At 72.7% G+C, this 17,312-nt stretch carries 16 protein-coding genes and 1 pseudogene; 1 reads left to right on the top strand and 16 read right to left on the bottom strand.

Annotated features, from left to right (window positions below):
- Nucleotides 1–39: 39 nt before the first annotated feature.
- The 12 genes and pseudogenes from coaBC to pyrR all read right to left on the bottom strand — a co-directional run bounded on the left by coaBC (nt 40) and on the right by pyrR (nt 13,706).
- On the bottom strand, nt 40–1,248 hold the full coding sequence (gene coaBC, locus ACN261_RS19920) for a bifunctional phosphopantothenoylcysteine decarboxylase/phosphopantothenate--cysteine ligase CoaBC (RefSeq protein ID WP_421481228.1): 1,209 nt from the start codon (nt 1,246–1,248) through the stop codon (nt 40–42).
- 14 nt (nt 1,249–1,262) lie between these two features.
- Nucleotides 1,263–1,526 (bottom strand): DNA-directed RNA polymerase subunit omega, encoded by a 264-nt coding sequence (gene rpoZ / locus ACN261_RS19915; RefSeq protein WP_007075826.1) that lies wholly within the window; start codon nt 1,524–1,526, stop codon nt 1,263–1,265.
- Between the two features lie 60 nt (nt 1,527–1,586).
- A pseudogene (locus tag ACN261_RS19910) lies at nt 1,587–2,118 on the bottom strand (guanylate kinase); the annotation flags it as partial.
- 25 nt (nt 2,119–2,143) lie between these two features.
- On the bottom strand, nt 2,144–2,461 hold the full coding sequence (gene mihF, locus ACN261_RS19905) for an integration host factor, actinobacterial type (RefSeq protein ID WP_067309448.1): 318 nt from the start codon (nt 2,459–2,461) through the stop codon (nt 2,144–2,146).
- A gap of 174 nt (nt 2,462–2,635) precedes the next feature.
- A complete protein-coding gene (gene pyrF / locus ACN261_RS19900; protein WP_421481227.1) occupies nt 2,636–3,475 on the bottom strand; it encodes an orotidine-5'-phosphate decarboxylase in 840 nt (279 codons plus the stop codon).
- 72 nt (nt 3,476–3,547) lie between these two features.
- On the bottom strand, nt 3,548–4,822 hold the full coding sequence (locus ACN261_RS19895; RefSeq protein WP_425851506.1) for an adenosylmethionine--8-amino-7-oxononanoate transaminase: 1,275 nt from the start codon (nt 4,820–4,822) through the stop codon (nt 3,548–3,550).
- A gap of 91 nt (nt 4,823–4,913) precedes the next feature.
- Nucleotides 4,914–5,948, bottom strand: a complete 1,035-nt coding sequence (locus ACN261_RS19890) for a quinone-dependent dihydroorotate dehydrogenase (protein WP_421481225.1) — start codon at nt 5,946–5,948, stop codon at nt 4,914–4,916.
- A gap of 124 nt (nt 5,949–6,072) precedes the next feature.
- Nucleotides 6,073–9,468: a carbamoyl-phosphate synthase large subunit gene (gene carB / locus ACN261_RS19885; RefSeq protein WP_421481224.1), complete on the bottom strand. Its 3,396-nt coding sequence runs from the start codon at nt 9,466–9,468 to the stop codon at nt 6,073–6,075.
- Nucleotides 9,461–10,663 carry a glutamine-hydrolyzing carbamoyl-phosphate synthase small subunit gene (carA, locus tag ACN261_RS19880; protein ID WP_421481223.1) on the bottom strand — a complete coding sequence of 401 codons (1,203 nt, stop codon included), beginning with the start codon at nt 10,661–10,663 and terminating at the stop codon, nt 9,461–9,463. The genes carB and carA overlap by 8 nt, the downstream gene beginning before the upstream one ends.
- Nucleotides 10,664–10,793: 130 nt before the next feature.
- Nucleotides 10,794–12,125 carry a dihydroorotase gene (locus ACN261_RS19875; RefSeq protein WP_363655038.1) on the bottom strand — a complete coding sequence of 444 codons (1,332 nt, stop codon included), beginning with the start codon at nt 12,123–12,125 and terminating at the stop codon, nt 10,794–10,796.
- On the bottom strand, nt 12,122–13,075 hold the full coding sequence (locus ACN261_RS19870; RefSeq protein WP_204927588.1) for an aspartate carbamoyltransferase catalytic subunit: 954 nt from the start codon (nt 13,073–13,075) through the stop codon (nt 12,122–12,124). The genes ACN261_RS19875 and ACN261_RS19870 overlap by 4 nt, the downstream gene beginning before the upstream one ends.
- A gap of 49 nt (nt 13,076–13,124) precedes the next feature.
- Nucleotides 13,125–13,706 (bottom strand): bifunctional pyr operon transcriptional regulator/uracil phosphoribosyltransferase PyrR, encoded by a 582-nt coding sequence (gene pyrR / locus ACN261_RS19865; RefSeq protein ID WP_088645219.1) that lies wholly within the window; start codon nt 13,704–13,706, stop codon nt 13,125–13,127.
- Between the two features lie 285 nt (nt 13,707–13,991).
- Between pyrR and ACN261_RS19860 the strand changes: the two genes are divergently transcribed.
- Nucleotides 13,992–14,480, top strand: a complete 489-nt coding sequence (locus tag ACN261_RS19860; protein ID WP_013285505.1) for a transcriptional regulator BldD — start codon at nt 13,992–13,994, stop codon at nt 14,478–14,480.
- A 102-nt stretch (nt 14,481–14,582) separates the two neighbouring features.
- Here ACN261_RS19860 and nusB read toward each other — a convergent pair whose 3' ends face one another.
- The 4 genes from nusB to aroB form a co-directional block, all read right to left on the bottom strand.
- The gene (nusB, locus tag ACN261_RS19855; RefSeq protein WP_204927718.1) at nt 14,583–14,993 is read right to left on the bottom strand and encodes a transcription antitermination factor NusB; all 411 of its coding nucleotides are present in this window, start codon (nt 14,991–14,993) and stop codon (nt 14,583–14,585) included.
- A 23-nt stretch (nt 14,994–15,016) separates the two neighbouring features.
- A complete protein-coding gene (gene efp / locus ACN261_RS19850) occupies nt 15,017–15,574 on the bottom strand; it encodes an elongation factor P (RefSeq protein WP_088645221.1) in 558 nt (185 codons plus the stop codon).
- Nucleotides 15,575–15,713: 139 nt separating this feature from the next.
- A complete protein-coding gene (aroQ, locus tag ACN261_RS19845; RefSeq protein WP_421481221.1) occupies nt 15,714–16,172 on the bottom strand; it encodes a type II 3-dehydroquinate dehydratase in 459 nt (152 codons plus the stop codon).
- Nucleotides 16,169–17,245, bottom strand: coding sequence for a 3-dehydroquinate synthase (gene aroB, locus ACN261_RS19840; RefSeq protein WP_421481220.1), 1,077 nt, complete (start codon nt 17,243–17,245; stop codon nt 16,169–16,171). The genes aroQ and aroB overlap by 4 nt, the downstream gene beginning before the upstream one ends.
- Between the last annotated feature and the right edge of the window lie 67 nt (nt 17,246–17,312).

Raw genomic sequence — 17,312 nt, 5'->3', positions numbered from 1 at the left:
CGCGTACCGCTCACGACCGGGCGAGGCGGCATCCACCGTTCAGGAACGGGCGGGCCACCGGTCGCGTACGAGGTCCCAGACCCGGTCGGCCAGATCCTCCTTGGCCTGCTCGGGCAGGCGGTGCACGCTGCCGTCGACGCCGATGACGGTGGCCGCGTTGGTTTCGGCGCCGAAGACCTTGTCGACGCCGACCTCGTTGACGACGACGAGGTCGGCGCGTTTGCGGGCGAGTTTGGCCCGGCCGTTGGCCTCGGCGTCGCCGGTCTCGGCGGCGAACACCACCAGCACCTGCTCCGGTCGACGGCGACGGCCCAGCTCGGCGGCGATGTCCGGGTTGGTGACCAGCGCGATGGTCGGCGCGCTGCCGTCGTCCGACTTCTTGATCTTTCCGGTCGCGTAGGTCGCCGGCCGGAAGTCCGACGGTGCCGCCGCCATCACCACCGCGTCGGCGTCGGCGGCGGCGGCCAGGGTCGCGGTGCGCAGTTCCTCGGTGGTGCCCACCCGGACCAGGTCGACCCCGGCGGGGTCGGGCAGCGAGACGTTGGCGGCGATCAGCGTGACCCGGGCGCCCCGGGCGACGGCGGACCGGGCGAACGCGTAGCCCTGCTTGCCGGAGGACCGGTTGCCGAGGAAACGGACCGGATCGAGGGGTTCGCGGGTGCCGCCGGCGGTGACCACCAGGTGCCGGCCGGCCAGATCGGCGGGGGCGTCGACGCCCCGGGCGAGGGTCCGGCGGGCGACGGCGAAGATCTCGGCCGGGTCGGGTAGCCGACCCTTGCCGCTGTCGGCGCCGGTGAGCCGGCCGACGGCGGGCTCGATCACCCGTACCCCCCGGGAGCGCAGGGTGGCCACGTTCGCGACGGTGGCAGGGTGCTCCCACATCTCGGTGTGCATCGCCGGGGCGAGCACCACCGGACAGCGGGCGGTGAGCAGGGTGTTGGTGAGCAGGTCGTCGGCGAGGCCGTGGGCGGCCCGGGCGAGCAGATCCGCCGTGGCCGGCGCGACGACCACCAGGTCGGCCTGCTGGCCGAGCCGCACGTGGGGCACCTCGTGCACCGCGGACCAGACGTCGTCGGCGACCGGCTGGCCGGACAGCGCCGCCCAGGTCGGCGCCCCGACGAAGCGGAGCGCCGACGCGGTCGGCACGACCCGGACCCGGTGGCCCGACTCCGTGAACAGCCGCAGCAGCTCGCACGCCTTGTAGGCGGCGATGCCACCGCCGACTCCGAGCACGATCTCGGCGGACATCGGGGGTACGGGGGTTACGGCTGGTCGGTCGGCTCGGCGGTGAGCAGGCCCGCGTTGATCTCGCGCATGGCGATGGAGAGCGGCTTCTCCTGCGGGGTGGTCTCCACGAGCGGGCCGACGTACTCGAGCAGGCCCTCGCCGAGCTGGCTGTAGTAGGCGTTGACCTGACGCGCCCGCTTGGCGGCGAAGATCACCAGCGCGTACTTCGAGGTGGTCTTCTCGAGCAGCTCGTCGATCGGCGGGTTGGTGATGCCCTCGGGGTTGGCGATGGATCCCACGAAATACCTCTGCCTCTGAAGTGGCTGGTCGCTCGGCCGCTCGGGGCGGCCGGTCGCCCGACCACGGTTCTGCGGTCGGACGGGAGCCAGATTAGGACGAACCGAGCAAGCCTACCAGCTCAGCGGCGGCGCGCTCGGTGTGGTCGTGGTGGACGGCGCGCGCGGCGAGGGCCGCCAGGGCCGGGTCCGGACGGTGTCCCGGCGGCAGCAGCAGCACCAGCCTGCTCTGCGGCAGGGCCGCGCGGACGACCAGCGCCCCGGGCGGGTCCAGCGGCAGCAGCACCGGCCGGCCCCGCGTCAGGCACTCGGTCAGCGGGGCGCGCGGCGTGCCCCGGCGGTACGGCCCGGCCCGGGACCACTCCAGCAGCTCGCCCGCGGCGATCATCCGGTCGAACTCGGCCGGCTCCCGGAAGAGCCGGTCGACGCCGTCGGACTCGCCGGTGCGAGGTGCCCGGGTGGTCACCGGGACCGGCACCCACACGGCGGGAGAACGCGCCCGGACCGCCTCGACCACACCGCCCCGGCCGGCACCCGAAGGTCCGGTCAGGACGGTGAGCCGTGCCGCCGGGCACGCCTCCTCATCCGTGCTCACCGCTTGTTTGTACCTGCTGCGGCGGTCAGTTGGCGGCGAACTCTCCAAGCAGCGCCTTGCGCTGCTGCTCGCCCAGGCCACGCAGGCGGCGGCTGTCGGCGATCTTGAGCTTCTCCATGATCTGGGTGGCCCGGATCTTGCCGATACCCGGCATCGCCTGCAGCACGGCCGACACCTTGAGCTTGCCGACGACGTCGTCGGACTCGGCTCGCGCAAGGACGGCGGCCAGGGTGGTCTTGCCCTGCTTGAGCTGCTCCTTCAGCTCAGCACGGGCCTTGCGGATCTCCGCGGCCTTTTCCAGCGCGGCAGCGCGCTGCTCGGGGGTCAGTGACGGGAGCGGCACCAGTTCTCCTCAGGTCCCTATCGCGACGGGCGGAACGCACCGCCGCTCTGTGAAACGTGGTGTCGCTGGCAACCAAAGGGGTCCGTGGTTCCCAGCGCGGGGAAAACTAGCGTTCGACGGAGTTTTCGGCAACGTGGACGCGCGATGATCAACGTAAAGTGACCGAGCCGTCAGTCAGTGTCCGGAAGCCAGAATGCGCCGGCAGTCGGCCGCCACCCGGGCCGCGGCGGCCCGCAACGCGTCGGCGTCCGGACCCGCGTTGAGCACCTCCCGGGAGTACGACGGCAACACTGCGGACAGGCTCGGACCGAACACGGTGGGTAGATCGGCGGCCGTCGCACCCTGCGCGCCGAGGCCCGGAGCGAGCAGTGGGCCATTGACCCGCGACAGGTCGTGACCGGTGGCGCCGATGGTCGCGCCGACCACCAATCCGAAGCTTCCCAGCGGCTCGGCACCCCTGTTGAGCTGGGAAATCTCATCGATAACAAGCTGTGCGACGGTACGTCCACCTGAGGTGACGGCACGCTGCACCTCCGCCCCCTCGGGGTTCGAGGTGAGCGCTAACACGAAGACCCCGCCACCGTGCGCAGCGGCCGTGTCGAACATCGGGGCCAGTGAACCTACTCCCAGGTAGGGGCTCGCCGTGAGCGCGTCGACATACATCGGGCTGGATGGATCAAGGTACGCGGAGGCGTACGCGGCGACCGTCGAACCGATGTCGCCACGCTTGGCGTCGAGAAGAACGAGCGCGCCAACATCACGTAACTGTCGGATAGTTGACTCAAGAATCGCCACCCCGCGGCTCCCGAATCGCTCGAAGAAGGCCGACTGAGGCTTGAACACCGCAACCCGGTCACCGAGCGCTTCCGCGACGGTCCGGACGAACCGTTCCAGACCGTCGACGTCGTCCTCAAGGCCCCAGCGGGCCAGCAGACCCGGATGCGGGTCGATGCCCACACAGAGCGGCCCGCGCTCGGCCACCGCCCGGTGCAGGCGGGTTCCGAAGGTCTCCATCCGTTGCTCCCTCTCGTCTCGTGCTCCCCTGCTGCGGGGCGACGGTCGCCGCCCCGGTTGCGCCCCCGGTGCTCAGCCGGCCGCCACGGCGGCGGCGATCCCGGCCGCGACCCGGGCCACGTCGTCGTCCCCGGTCACGTACGGCGGCATCGTGTACACCAGGTTCCGGAAGGGACGCAGCCACACGCCCCGCCCCACCGCGGCGGCCGTCGCCGCCGCCAGGTCCACCTCGTGGTCCAGCTGCACCACACCGATCGCGCCGAGCACCCGGACGTCCGCCACCCCCGGCGCGCCCCGCAACGGCTCCAGACCGGCCCGTAGCCCCGCACCCACCCGCGCCACCCCGGCCGCCCAGTCGCCGGCCCGCAGCAGCCCCAGGGAGGCGTTGGCGACGGCACAGGCCAACGGGTTGCCCATGAACGTCGGCCCGTGGGCCAGCACCCCGTCGGCGGAGATGCCCCGGGCCACCTCCGGCGTGCACAACGCCGCCGCCAGGGTGAGGTAGCCGCCGGTGAGCGCCTTGCCCACACAGAGCACGTCCGGGGTCACCCCGGCGTGCCCGGCGGCGAACATCGACCCGGTCCGGCCGAACCCGGTGGCGATCTCGTCGAAGATCAGCAGCACCCCGTGCGCCCGGGTCACCTCGCGCAGCACCCGCAGGTACCCGGGATGGTGGAACCGCATCCCGCCGGCCCCCTGCACCACCGGCTCGACGATCACCGCCGCCAACTCGTCGGCGTGCCGGGCGACCGCGTCGGTCAACGCCGTCACGTACGCCGGGTCGGGCGGGTCGGCGAAGCCACCGGGCGGCACCGGCGCGAAGACCTGCCGGGGCAGCACGTCACCCCAGAGGTGGTGCATGCCGCCCTCCGGGTCGCAGACGCTCATCGGGTGGAACGTGTCGCCGTGGTAGCCACCCCGCCAGGTGCCCAGCCGGCGACGCCGCGGCCGGCCGGTGGCCCGCTGGTACTGCAGGCACATCTTGATCGCCACCTCGACCGACACCGAACCCGAGTCGGCCAGGAAGACGTGTTCCAGGCCGTCCGGAGCCAACTCGACAAGCGTCTCGGCCAACCGGACCGCCGGCTCGTGGGTGAGCCCGCCGAACATCACGTGACTCATCCGGCCGAGCTGGTCGGTGACGGCCGCGTCCAGCACCGGATGCCGGTACCCGTGGATCGCCGCCCACCACGACGACATCCCGTCGACCAGTTCCCGGCCGTCGGCCAACCGCAGCCGGACACCCTGCGCGCTGTGCACCACGTACGGCGGGTGGGCCGGCGGCAGCGCCGCGTACGGGTGCCAGACGCGGGCCCGGTCGACGGTCAGGATCTCCTCGGGCGTCACGCGTGCTCCTCCGTACCCTCGTCGGTGGTGGCGTCGGGGCGGACGGGCGCTCCTGGCGGGCACGACCGGAACCCCGGACGCGCCCGCCGGCTCACCGGCCGCTCACCGCCCGGTCACCCGCCGGAACCCGGGCGGCGGCCCGCACCAGGGCCGGACCCCGGTAGATGAACCCGGTGTAGAGCTGGACCAGGCTGGCCCCCGCGTCGAACATCCGGGCCGCGTCGTCCGGGTCGAGGATGCCGCCGACCCCGATCACCGGGAGCCGGCCCCCGGTCTCCCGGTGCACGAACGCGACCATCTCCCGGGCCCGCCCGGTCAGCGGACGGCCGGACAGGCCACCGGCCTGCGCGCCACGGTCCCGGTCGGCGGCGGCGAGACCGTCGCGGGCCAGCGTGGTGTTGGTGGCGATCACCCCGGCCGCGCCCCGGGCCAGGCACACCTCCAGCAGCTCCGCCACGGCCGGCTCGGTGAGGTCCGGGGCGATCTTCACCAGCACCGGCTTCTCCCCCACCAGGGCGGTGAGCAGGGCGTCCAGGTGCGCCCTGTCCTGCAACGAGCGCAGCCCCGGGGTGTTCGGCGAGGAGACGTTGACCGCGAAGTAGTCGCCGTACCCGCGCAACGCCCGGTACGAGGTGAGGTAGTCCTCGACCGCCTCCTCCAGCGGGGTCACCTTGGACTTGCCCAGCGAGATGCCCAGCGGCACCCCCAGCGGGCGGGGCGCGGCGGCCAGCCGGTCGGCCAGGGCCTGCGCCCCGGCGTTGTTGAAGCCCATCCGGTTGATCACGGCCGAGCTGTCGGGCAGCCGGAACAGCCGGGGCCGGGGGTTGCCCGGCTGGGCGTGCGCGGTGACCGTGCCCACCTCGACGAAGCCGAACCCCAGCGCCGGCCAGGCCGGCAGGGCCACCCCGTTCTTGTCCATCCCCGCCGCCAGGCCCACCGGGTTGGGGAACTCCACCCCGAACACCGTCCGGGGGGCCCGGTGCAGGTTGCGGGCCCGCAGCAGCGCCAGCGCCGCCGGCCGCCGGGACAGGGTCGCCAACCGGCGCAGCGTCCACTCGTGCGCCGTCTCCGCGTCGCCGCCGCCGATCCGGAACAGCGCCCGCCGGACACCCCGTTCGAACATCATGTTCCCTCCCGGCCGACGCCCTCGTCGGTGATCACGAGGGTGGCGTCACCGCACCCGCCGTCCGGTGACCGGAACCTCGTGATCACCGAAACGAGCGGGGCGAGCGGGGTGCGGGGGGCGGGGGTCACCGGGCGGCCCGGAGGGCGGCGTGCAGCTCCTGCAGGGGGCGCACCCGCATGTCGCCCCGGATGCGGGCCTCGATGCCCATCACCGCCGCCGCCACCCCCGGCACGGTGGTGATGCACGGGATGTCGGCCGTGACGGCGGCGCTGCGGATCTCGTAGCCGTCCGAGCGGGCGCTCGCGCCCGACCCCTGCGGGGTGTTCACCACCAGCGCCACGTCACCGGCGAGGATCATCGACACCGCGTCCGCGCCCTCGCCGCTCTGGTAGTGCTTGCGGATCTGCTCACAGGCGATACCATGCCGGCTCAGCAGCTCGGCGGTGCCGGCGGTGGCGACGATCTCGAAGCCCAGGTCGGCCAGCCGCTTGATCGGGAAGATCATGGCCCGCTTGTCCCGGTTGGCCACCGAGACGAAGATCCTGCCGGTGGTCGGCAGCGAACCGTACGCGGCGGACTGGCTCTTGGCGAACGCGTGCCCGAAACTGGTGTCGATGCCCATCACCTCGCCGGTGGACTTCATCTCCGGGCCGAGCAGCGAATCGACGCCCTTGCCGGCCGGGGTGCGGAACCGCTTGAACGGCAGCACCGCCTCCTTCACCGCGATCGGGGCGTCCGGCCGCAGCACCCCGCCGTCGCCGGTCGCCGGAAGCAGCCCCTCGGCGCGCAGCTCGGCGATGGTCGCGCCGAGCGCGATCCGGGCCGCCGCCTTGGCCAGCGGCACGGCGGTGGCCTTCGAGACGAACGGGACCGTCCGGGACGCCCGCGGGTTCGCCTCCAGCACGTAGAGCATGTCGTCCTTGAGGGCGTACTGGACGTTGAGCAGCCCACGCACCCCCACGCCCCGGGCGATCGCCTCGGTGTAGCGGCGCACCTCGCTCAGGTGCGAGCCGGCCAGCGTGATCGGCGGCAGCGCGCACGACGAGTCGCCGGAGTGGATGCCGGCCTCCTCGATGTGCTCCATCACCCCACCGAGGTAGACCTCGCCGTCGGCGTCGCAGAGCGCGTCGACGTCGATCTCGATGGCGTCGTCGAGGAACCGGTCGACCAGCACCGGGTGGTCCGGGGAGATGTCGGTGGCCCGCCCGATGTAGTCGCGCAGCGTGGCGTCGTCGTAGACGATCTCCATGCCCCGCCCGCCGAGCACGTACGACGGGCGGACCAGCACCGGGTAGCCGATCTCGTCGGCGATCGCCTTCGCCTCGTCGTACGAGGTGGCCGTGCCGTGCGCCGGGGCACGCAGGTCGGCGCGGGCCAGCAGCGCCCCGAACGCGCCGCGCTCCTCGGCCAGGTGGATCGACTCCGGGGAGGTGCCCACCACCGGCACCCCGGCGTCCTTGAGCCGCTGCGCCAGCCCCAGCGGGGTCTGCCCGCCGAGCTGCACGATCACCCCGACCACGCCGGGGCCGCCGGCCGCCCGGCCGGACGAGTCCTCGGCGTGCCAGACCTCCAGCACGTCCTCGAAGGTCAGCGGCTCGAAGTAGAGCCGGTCGGCGGTGTCGTAGTCGGTGGAGACGGTCTCCGGGTTGCAGTTGACCATCACGGTCTCGTAGCCGACGGAACCGGCCGCGTCCGCCGCCACGGCACCCGCCGTGCCGCGCGGGGCGGCCCGCAGCGCCTGGACGGCGTGCACGCAGGAGTAGTCGAACTCGATGCCCTGGCCGATCCGGTTCGGCCCGGAGCCCAGGATCAGCACCTTGGGCCGGTCCGACGCGGCGACCTCGGTCTCCTCGTCGTACGTGGAGTAGTGGTACGGGGTGGCCGCCGCGAACTCGGCGGCGCAGGTGTCCACCGTCTTGTAGACCGGCCGCACGTCGAGCCGGTGCCGCAGGGTGCGCACCCCGTCCTCGGCGGCCAGCTCCGGGCGCAGCGCGGCGAGCTGCCGGTCGGACAGCCCGGCCCGCTTGGCCCGGCGCAACAGCCCGCCGTCGAGCACCGGGGCGGCCACGATCTCGGCCCGCAGCTCGACCAGACCGGCGATCTGGTCGAGGAACCACGGGTCGATCCCGCCGGAGGCCGCCGAGACCTCGGCGACCGACGCGCCCAGCCGCAGCGCCCGCTCCACGGTGTAGAGCCGGCCGTCGTGCGGCATCCCCAGCGCGGCGAGGGTGTTCTCCCGGGTGGCCCCCTGCGGGTCCGGGGTGGTCCAGAAACCCGACGACTTGGTTTCCATCGACCGCATCGCCTTGTTGAGCGCCTCGGTGAAGTTCCGGCCCAGGCTCATCGCCTCGCCCACCGACTTCATCGTGGTGGTCAGCTCCGGGTCCGCGCCCGGGAACTTCTCGAACGCGAACCGGGGGATCTTCACCACCACGTAGTCCAGCGTCGGCTCGAACGCGGCGGGCGTCTTCAACGTGATGTCGTTGGGGATCTCGTCGAGGGTGTAGCCGATGGCCAGCTTCGCGGCGATCTTGGCGATCGGGAAGCCGGTGGCCTTCGACGCCAGCGCCGACGACCGGGACACCCGGGGGTTCATCTCGATCACCACGATCCGGCCGTCGGCCGGGTTCACCGCGAACTGGATGTTGCAGCCGCCGGTGTCCACCCCGACCTCGCGCAGCACCGCGATGCCCAGGTCACGCAGGTTCTGGTACTCCCGGTCGGTGAGCGTCATCGCCGGGGCGACGGTCACGCTGTCGCCGGTGTGCACGCCCATCGGGTCGACGTTCTCGATCGAGCAGACCACCACCACGTTGTCGTGCCGGTCGCGCATCAGTTCGAGTTCGTACTCCTTCCAGCCGAGCACGCTCTCCTCGATGAGCACCTCGTGCACCGGGCTGGCGGCCAGCCCCGCCCCGGCGATACGGTCCAGGTCCTCGTCGGTGTGCGCCATGCCCGACCCCAGGCCACCCATGGTGAACGACGGCCGGATCACCACCGGCAGGCCCAGCTCGGCGACCGTCTCGCGGACCTCGTCCATCGAGTGGCAGACCCTCGAGCGGGGCACCAGCGCGTCCGGGTCGGGCAGCCCCAGCCGGACGCCGGCCTTGGCGACGATCTCCTTGAACAGTTGGCGGTCCTCGCCCCGGTTGATCGCCTCGATGTTCGCGCCGATCAACTCGACGCCGTACTTGTCGAGCACCCCGGCCGCGTGCAGGGCGACCGCCGTGTTCAACGCGGTCTGCCCGCCCAGGGTGGGCAGCAGGGCGTCGGGCCGCTCCTTGGCGATGACCAGCTCGACGAACTCCGGGGTGATCGGCTCGACGTAGGTGGCGTCGGCGAACTCCGGGTCGGTCATGATGGTCGCCGGGTTGGAGTTGACCAGGCTGACCCGGATCCCCTCGCTGCGCAGCACCCGGCAGGCCTGGGTGCCGGAGTAGTCGAACTCGCAGGCCTGTCCGATCACGATCGGCCCGGAGCCGATCACCAGGATGTGCTTGAGATCGTCGCGCTTAGGCATTCGTGCGCCCCTCGCTGTGGTTCCGGCCCGCGCCGGGCTGCCCGTCCGGGCCACGGCCCTCGATCAGCTCGGCGAAGCGGTCGAAGAGGTAGTCGGCGTCGTGCGGGCCGGCTGCCGCCTCCGGGTGGTACTGGACGGTGAAGGCGGGCACGTCCACGGCCCGCAGCCCCTCGACGACGTTGTCGTTGAGGCAGACGTGCGACACCCGCACGCCACCGAACTCGGTGTCGATGACCTGGTCGGGGACGACCGCACCGGCCGGCCCGTCGCCGTGGCCCGGCCAGGCCACCGCGAAGCCGTGGTTGTGGCTGGTCACCTCGACCTTGCCGGTGGCCCGGTCGAGCACCGGCTGGTTGATGCCCCGGTGGCCGTAGCCGAGCTTGTAGGTGCCGAAGCCGAGCGCCCGGCCGAGGATCTGGCTGCCGAAGCAGATGCCGAACAGCGGGATCCGCCGGCTCAGCACCTCCCGGGCCAGCGCCACCGGCCCGTCGGCGGTGGCCGGGTCACCCGGGCCGGGCGAGAAGAAGACCGCGTCCGCGCCGGTGGCCAGCAGGTCGTCGATGGTGGAGCCGGCGGGCAGCACGTGGGTGGTGACCCCCCGGGCGGCCAGCCGCCGCGGCACGTTGCGCTTGATGCCCAGGTCCAGCGCGGCGACGGTGTACCGGTGCTCGCCCTCCGCCTCGACCACGTACGGCGCGGCGGTGCTCACCTCGGCGGACAGGTCCGCGCCGACCATCTGCGGGGACTGCCGGACCCGCTCCAGCAGGGCACGCGGATCGTCCTCCACGCTGGAGATGCCGACCCGCATCGCGCCCCGCTCCCGCAGGTGCCGGGTGAGCGCCCGGGTGTCCACCCCGGCGATGCCCACCACGCCCTCCACGCCGAGCCGGTCCTCCAGCCCGCCGGTGGCCCGCCAGTTGGAGCCGATCCGGGCCGGGTCACGGACCACGTACCCGGCTACCCAGATCCGGTCGGACTCGTCGTCCTCGCCGTTGACCCCGGTGTTGCCGATGTGCGGGGCGGTCTGCACCACCACCTGCCGGTGGTAGGACGGGTCGGTCAGGGTCTCCTGGTAGCCGGTCATGCCGGTGTTGAAGACCGCCTCGCCGAAGGTCTCCCCGACACTGCCGTACGACTCACCGTGGAAGGTGCGCCCGTCCTCCAGCACGAGGATCGCGGACCTACGCTTGTTCATCGCTCGAATCACCGGGCCTGCCCTCCGATCCGGACTGCGGGACTCCGCTTCGCTACGTTCCTCGCTCGAATCACGCGCCCACCCCCGATCCGGACTGCGGGACTCCGCTTCGCTACGTTCCTCGCTCGAATCACTTGACAGCCTTTCCGTCCAGGACCGTCGGCTCGCCGCGCAGGAAGGTCGCCACGATGCGACCCGGCAGCGTCATGCGGGCGTACGGGGTGTTGCGACTGCGGCTGGCCAGCTCCGCGGGCTCGACCACCCGGCGGGCGGCCGGGTCGACCAGGGTCAGGTTCGCCGGCACCCCGGGCGCCGGGTCGAGGCCGTGGTCGTCGAGGCCGGCGATCCGGGCCGGGGTCCGCGACATCCGGTCGGCGATCAGGTCCCACCGGGGGCCGAGCACGTCGAGGGCGATGGACAGCGCCGTCTCCAGGCCGAGCATGCCCGGCCTGGCGTACGCCCACTCGCACTCCTTGTCCTCCACGGCGTGCGGGGCGTGGTCGGTGGCGACGACGTCGATGACACCCTCGGCGAGCGCGGCGCGCAGCGCGGCGACGTCGGTGCCGGTGCGCAGCGGCGGGTTGACCTTGAACACCGGGTCGTAGCTGGCCGTCGGGCTCCAGTCGGCCCCGAGCGCGGGGCTGGCCAGCGCGCCGCGCCCGGCCACCACCTCGTCGGTGAGCAGCAGGTGGTGCGGGGTGACCTCGGCGGTGACCCGTACCCCGCGCGCCTTGGCCTGGCGCAGCACCTCGACGCTGCCGGCGGTGGAGACGTGGCAGACGTGTAGCCGGCTGCCGACGTGCTCGGCGAGCAGCACGTCCCGGGCGATGATCGCCTCCTCGGCGACGGCCGGCCAGCCGGTCAGCCCGAGCCGGGTGGAGACCTCGCCCTCGTGCATCTGCGCGCCCTCGGTGAGCCGGGGCTCCTCGGCGTGCTGGGCGATGATCCCGTCGAACGCCTTGACGTACTCCAGGGCCCGGCGCATCAGCTTCGGGTCGGCGACGCAGTGCCCGTCGTCGGAGAAGATCCGTACCCGGGCCGGCGAGTCGGCCATCGCGCCCAGTTCGGCGAGCCGCTCGCCGGCCAGGCCGACGGTGACCGCGCCGATCGGCTGCACGTCGACCAGACCGGCCTGCCGGCCGAGCCGCCACACCTGCTCGACCACGCCGGCGGTGTCGGCGACCGGCGAGGTGTTCGCCATCGCGCAGACCGCGGTGTAGCCGCCGAGCGCCGCCGCCCGGGAGCCGGACTCCACGGTCTCGGCGTCCTCCCGGCCGGGTTCGCGCAGGTGGGTGTGCAGGTCGACCAGGCCGGGCAGGGCGACCAGGCCGGTGCCGTCGACGACGGCGGCGTCCGGCGCGTCCAGGCCCGGACCGGTCTCGGCCACGACGCCGTCGCGGATCAGCAGGTCGGTCGGCGCGCCGCCGACGACGCTCACGTTCTTGATCAGGTACGCGGTCACCGGTTGTTCCCTCCGAGCAGCAGGTAGAGCACGGCCATCCGCACGGAGACCCCGTTGGCGACCTGTTCGACGATGGTGGAGCGGGGCGAGTCGGCGACCTCGGGAGTGATCTCCATCCCCCGGTTCATCGGCCCGGGGTGCATGACGATCGCGTGTTCGGGCAGCCGGCGCAGGCGCGGGCCGTCCAGCCCGTAGCGGCGGGCGTACTCGCGGGCCGAGGGGAAGTAGGAGTCGTTCATCCGTTCCCGCTGCACCCGCAGCATCATCACCACGTCCACCCCGGGCAGCACCGCGTCGAGGTCGTAGCAGACGTCGGTGCCGGGGTCGGCGTCGGTCGCCACGGACCCGACGCCCGCGCGGGCGGCCCAGTCGACCGGGATCAGCGTCGGCGGGCCGACCAGGGTGACCTTGGCGCCGAGAGTGCTCAGCAGCAGCACGTTGGAGCGGGCCACCCGGGAGTGCAGCACGTCGCCGACGATCGCCACGTGCAGGCCGGCGAGCCGGCCCAGCCGGGCCCGCATGGTGTACGCGTCGAGCAGCGCCTGGGTCGGGTGCTCGTGGGTGCCGTCACCGGCGTTGACCACCGAGCCGTCCACCCAGTTGGCCAGCCGGTGCGGTGCCCCGGAGGCGGGGTGCCGGACGACCACCGCGTCGGCCCCCATCGCCTGCAGGGTCAGCGCGGTGTCCTTCAGGCTCTCGCCCTTGGTGACGCTGGAACCCTTGGCGGAAAAGTTGATCACGTCGGCGCTGAGCCGCTTGGCGGCGGCCTCGAACGAGATCCGGGTCCGGGTGGAGTCCTCGTAGAAGAGGTTCACCACCGTCCGGCCGCGCAGCGCCGGCAGCTTCTTGACCTCCCGGCCGGCGACGGTGGCCATCTCGGCGGCGGTGTCGAGGATCTCGGTGGCGGTGCCGGCGTCCAGGTCACCACCGGAGAGCAGGTGTCTGATCATGAGCGGGGCCGCCTCTCGTTCGCGCCTGCGGGACGCCGTCGCGGCGCGTTCACCGGGTCCCCCCGCAGAGCCGGACCTCGTCGGCGCCGTCGGTCTCGACGAGGGTGACCTTGACGCTCTCGGCGAGCGCGGTCGGGATGTTCTTGCCGACGTAGTCGGCGCGGATCGGCAGCTCCCGGTGGCCCCGGTCGACCAGCACGGCGAGCTGCACCGAGGCGGGCCGGCCGACGTCGTTGAGGGCGTCGAGGGCGGCCCGGACGGTCCGGCCGGAGAAGAGCACGTCGTCGACGAGGACGACCCGCTTGCCGTCGATGCCGCCGGGGGGCAGCTGGGTCGGGCCGACCGCGCGGGTGGCGTGCCGGCGCAGGTCGTCGCGGTAGAGGGTGATGTCGAGCACCCCGACGGGGACGTCGACGTCCTCGAAGGTGCTGATCCGGGCGGCGAGCCGCCGGGCCAGCGGGGCGCCCCGGGTGGGGATGCCCAGCAGCACGGTGTCGGCGGCGCCCTGGGTCTTCTCCAGGATCTGGTGGGCGATCCGGTCGACGACGCGCTGGACGTCGGCGCTGGCGAGGATCACCTTCACCGAGGGTTGCCGCTCGGGCGACGGGTGGGCAGCCGGTGGGCAGGCCACGGCGGACCTCCTTCCCCGCCTCACGGGACGGGTCGTTAAAGGATGTCGGGGGTGTCCGGTCGGGTCGTGGGGCCCGACCGGGGCTGGCGGCCACGTTACCAGCGGTCACCTGGCCGTTCGCCGCGACCCACTGATCCCCGGATCAGGACGGTGAAATGCGGACAACTCACCCGCTATCTCCGATGGGAATGTCACGAGCACTTGACCACGTGTCGCAATCCCCGTACCGTCACGCTCCGTAGCGATCGCGGGGAGAACCCCAAGCACAGCACTGGGAGTGTCCGAATGCCCTCTGAATACGCCAAGTCGCTGGGCGCCCGCCTGCGCTCCATCCGCCAGCAGCAGGGCCTGTCCCTGCAGGGGGTGGAGGAGAAGTCGAACGGACGCTGGAAGGCGGTGGTGGTCGGCTCGTACGAGCGCGGCGACCGGGCCGTCACCGTGTCCCGACTGGCGGAGCTGGCCGACTTCTACCGCGTTCCCGTCTCGGAGCTGTTGCCCGACGGCAGCGGGGTACGGCACGAGCCCACCAGCAAGATCGTCCTCGACCTGGAGCGGCTGTACGACGAGGCCTCCGAGGACCTCGCCTACGTCGCCCGCTACGCCCGTGCCATCCAGCAGCAGCGTGGCGACTACAACGGCCGGGTGCTCTCCATCCGCGCCGACGACCTGCGCGCCCTGGCGATCGTCTACGACGCCTCGCCGTCCGGTCTGATCGAACGGCTCACCGAGCACGGTGTGCTGGTCGCCGACCCGCGGGCGTTCTTCGCCTCCTGATCCGCGGTCACGCAACGAGAAGGGCCCGTGCCGTCCGGCACGGGCCCTTCTCGTCACAGCGTGCGGTCCCGCCCACGCCACGCAGGGCACGGGCGACCACGCTCAGCGGGTGGCGTACTCGGCGATCCGGCCGAGGATGCCGTTGAGGAAACGCGGCGAATCGTCGGTGGACATCTGCCGGGCCAGCTCCACCGCCTCGCTGATCGCCACCGCGTCGTCGATCTCGTCGACGTAGAGCAGCTCGTAGACGGCGATCCGGGCCAGGTTGCGGTCGACCGCCGGCATCCGGTCGAGAGTCCAGCCCTCGGCGTAGCTGGCGATCACCTCGTCGATCCGGTCGAGATGCCCGGCGACCCCCTCGACCAGACCGATCGCGTAGTCCAGGTGCTCCGGACGCGGCTTCTCGATCCGCTCGACGTAGCCGGCGAGCACCTCGACCGGGGGCCGGTCCCGCAGGTCGGCCTCGAAGAGCACGTCCAGCGCCCGCTTGCGCGCCTTGCGGCGCGCCGGCATCTGCTGCTTGGCGCCCTCGGCCATCAGGCTCGGCCGAGGTAACGGCCGTCGCGGGTGTCGACCTTGATCTTCTCGTCGGTGGTGATGAACAGCGGCACCTGCACGGTCGCGCCGGTCTCGACGGTGGCCGGCTTGTTGCCGCCGGTCGACCGGTCGCCCTGCAGACCCGGCTCGGTGTAGGTGACCTGGAGCACCACGCTGGTGGGCAGCTCGATGTAGAGCGGCACCCCCTCGTGGGTGGCGACGGTCGCCTCGGCCTCGGGGAGGAGGTAGTTGGCGGCCTCGCCGACGGTGCCGCCGGGAACGGTGATCTGGTCGAACGTCTCCAGATCCATGAAGACGTAGTCCTCACCGTCGGCGTACAGGTACTGCATGGTGCGCTTGTCGACGGTGGCGGTCTCGACCTTGGTGCCCGCGTTGAAGGTCTTGTCGACGACCTTGCCGGACAGCACGTTCTTCAGCGTCGTGCGGACGAACGCCCCACCCTTACCGGGCTTGACGTGCTGGAACTCGACGACGGACCACAACTCCCCGTCGAGGTTGAGTACCAGGCCGTTCTTGAGGTCGTTGGTGGATGCCATTTCCTGCCTTGATCATCAATTGGCGGACAGACCTGACAAGTCTACTAGCTGCGTCTAATCGGCGGCGGGGCCGTCAACGGGGGCCCGCCACACCCCCCACGGGCCGGGCCGACAATCACGCAGAGTAACGGGCGGCGGTTCAGTCGGCCCCGGCGGGCCGGGTGGCGAGGTGCCGCAGCGCGAGCCGGTAGCCGTCCACGCCCAGACCGCAGATCACCCCGGTGGCCACCGCCGACACCACCGAGTGGTGCCGGAACTCCTCCCGGGCGTGGATGTTGGAGATGTGCACCTCGACCAGGGGGGCACGCAGCAACGCGCAGGCGTCGCGGACCGCGATCGAGTAGTGCGACCAGGCCGCCGGGTTGAGCACCACGGCCGCGCCCTCGTCCGCCGCCCCGTGCAGCCAGCCGACGAGTTCGTGCTCCGCGTCGGTCTGCCGCACCACCACGTCCAACCCCAGCTCACGGCCCGTCTCGACGCAGAGCGTCACCAGGTCGGCATAGCTGGTCACGCCGTACACGTCGACCTGGCGGGTGCCCAGCCGGCCCAGGTTCGGCCCGTTGAGCACGTACACCCGGGGGGCGTCCGGGCCGGTCACCGGCTGACCTCCCGGTAGGCGGCGTGCAGCAGCTCGTCGTCCGGGCCGTCCAGGATCGCCGGGCGGGCCAGACCGTCGAGCACCACGAACCGCAACCGGCTCCCCCGGGCCTTCTTGTCCACCCGCATCGCCGCCAGCAGGTCCGGCCAGGCGTCCGCCGGGTAGCTGGTCGGCAGGTCCAGCGCGGACAGCACCCGGCGGTGCCGCTCGGCGGTCACCGCGTCGAGCCGACCGGCCAGCCGGGCGAGGGTGCCGGCATAGACGGTGCCGACGGAGACCGCGTGCCCGTGCCGCCAGCGGTACCCCTCGACCTTCTCGATCGCGTGCGCCAGCGTGTGCCCGTAGTTGAGCACCTCCCGCACCCCCGACTCGCGCAGGTCACCGGAGACCACGTCGGCCTTCACCCGGATCGCCCGCTCGATCAGCTCCCGGGCCACCGGGCCGCTCGGGTCGACGGCGGCCACCGGGTCCGCCTCGACCAGGTCCAGGATCACCGGGTCGGCGATGAAACCGCACTTGACCACCTCGGCCAGCCCGGCGGCCAGGTCGGCCGCCGGGAGGCTGTCCAGCGTGCCCAGGTCGGCCAGCACCCCGACCGGCGGGTGGAAGGAGCCCACCAGGTTCTTGCCGGCCGCCGTGTTCACCCCGGTCTTGCCGCCGACGGCGGCGTCGACCATGCCGAGCAGCGAGGTCGCCACCGGCACCCACCGCACCCCGCGCAACCAGCAGGCCGCGACGAAGCCGGCCAGGTCGGTCACCGCGCCGCCGCCCACCCCGACCACCGCATCGGTACGGGTGAAGCCGGCCGCCCCGAGCTGCTCCCAGCAGTCGGCGGCCACCTCGACCCGCTTGCCCGCCTCGGCGTCGGGCACCTCGATCGCCAGCGGGGTGATCCCCGCCCCGGCCAACCGCCCGCCGATCTCCTCGGCCAACGCCCGCAGGGGCGGCGCGTACAGCACCGCCGTCCGGGTCGCGTCGGGCAGCAACGCGGGCAGCTCGGCCAGCAGGCCCCGCCCGACCAGTACGTCGTACGGCCGTTCGCCGCCGACCGGAATCCGGGTCACCTCGTCCATCGCCGGCAGCCTAGTCCAGGCTCGGCCCCGGCACGGGGAGTGTCCACCTGATGGCGGCCCGCCCCGG

This window comes from Micromonospora sp. WMMD723 (assembly GCF_049863385.1).
Lineage (GTDB): Bacteria > Actinomycetota > Actinomycetes > Mycobacteriales > Micromonosporaceae > Micromonospora > Micromonospora wenchangensis.
The sequence above is the reverse complement of the archived record's forward strand: the minus strand, read 5'-3'. Positions and strand labels throughout refer to the sequence as shown.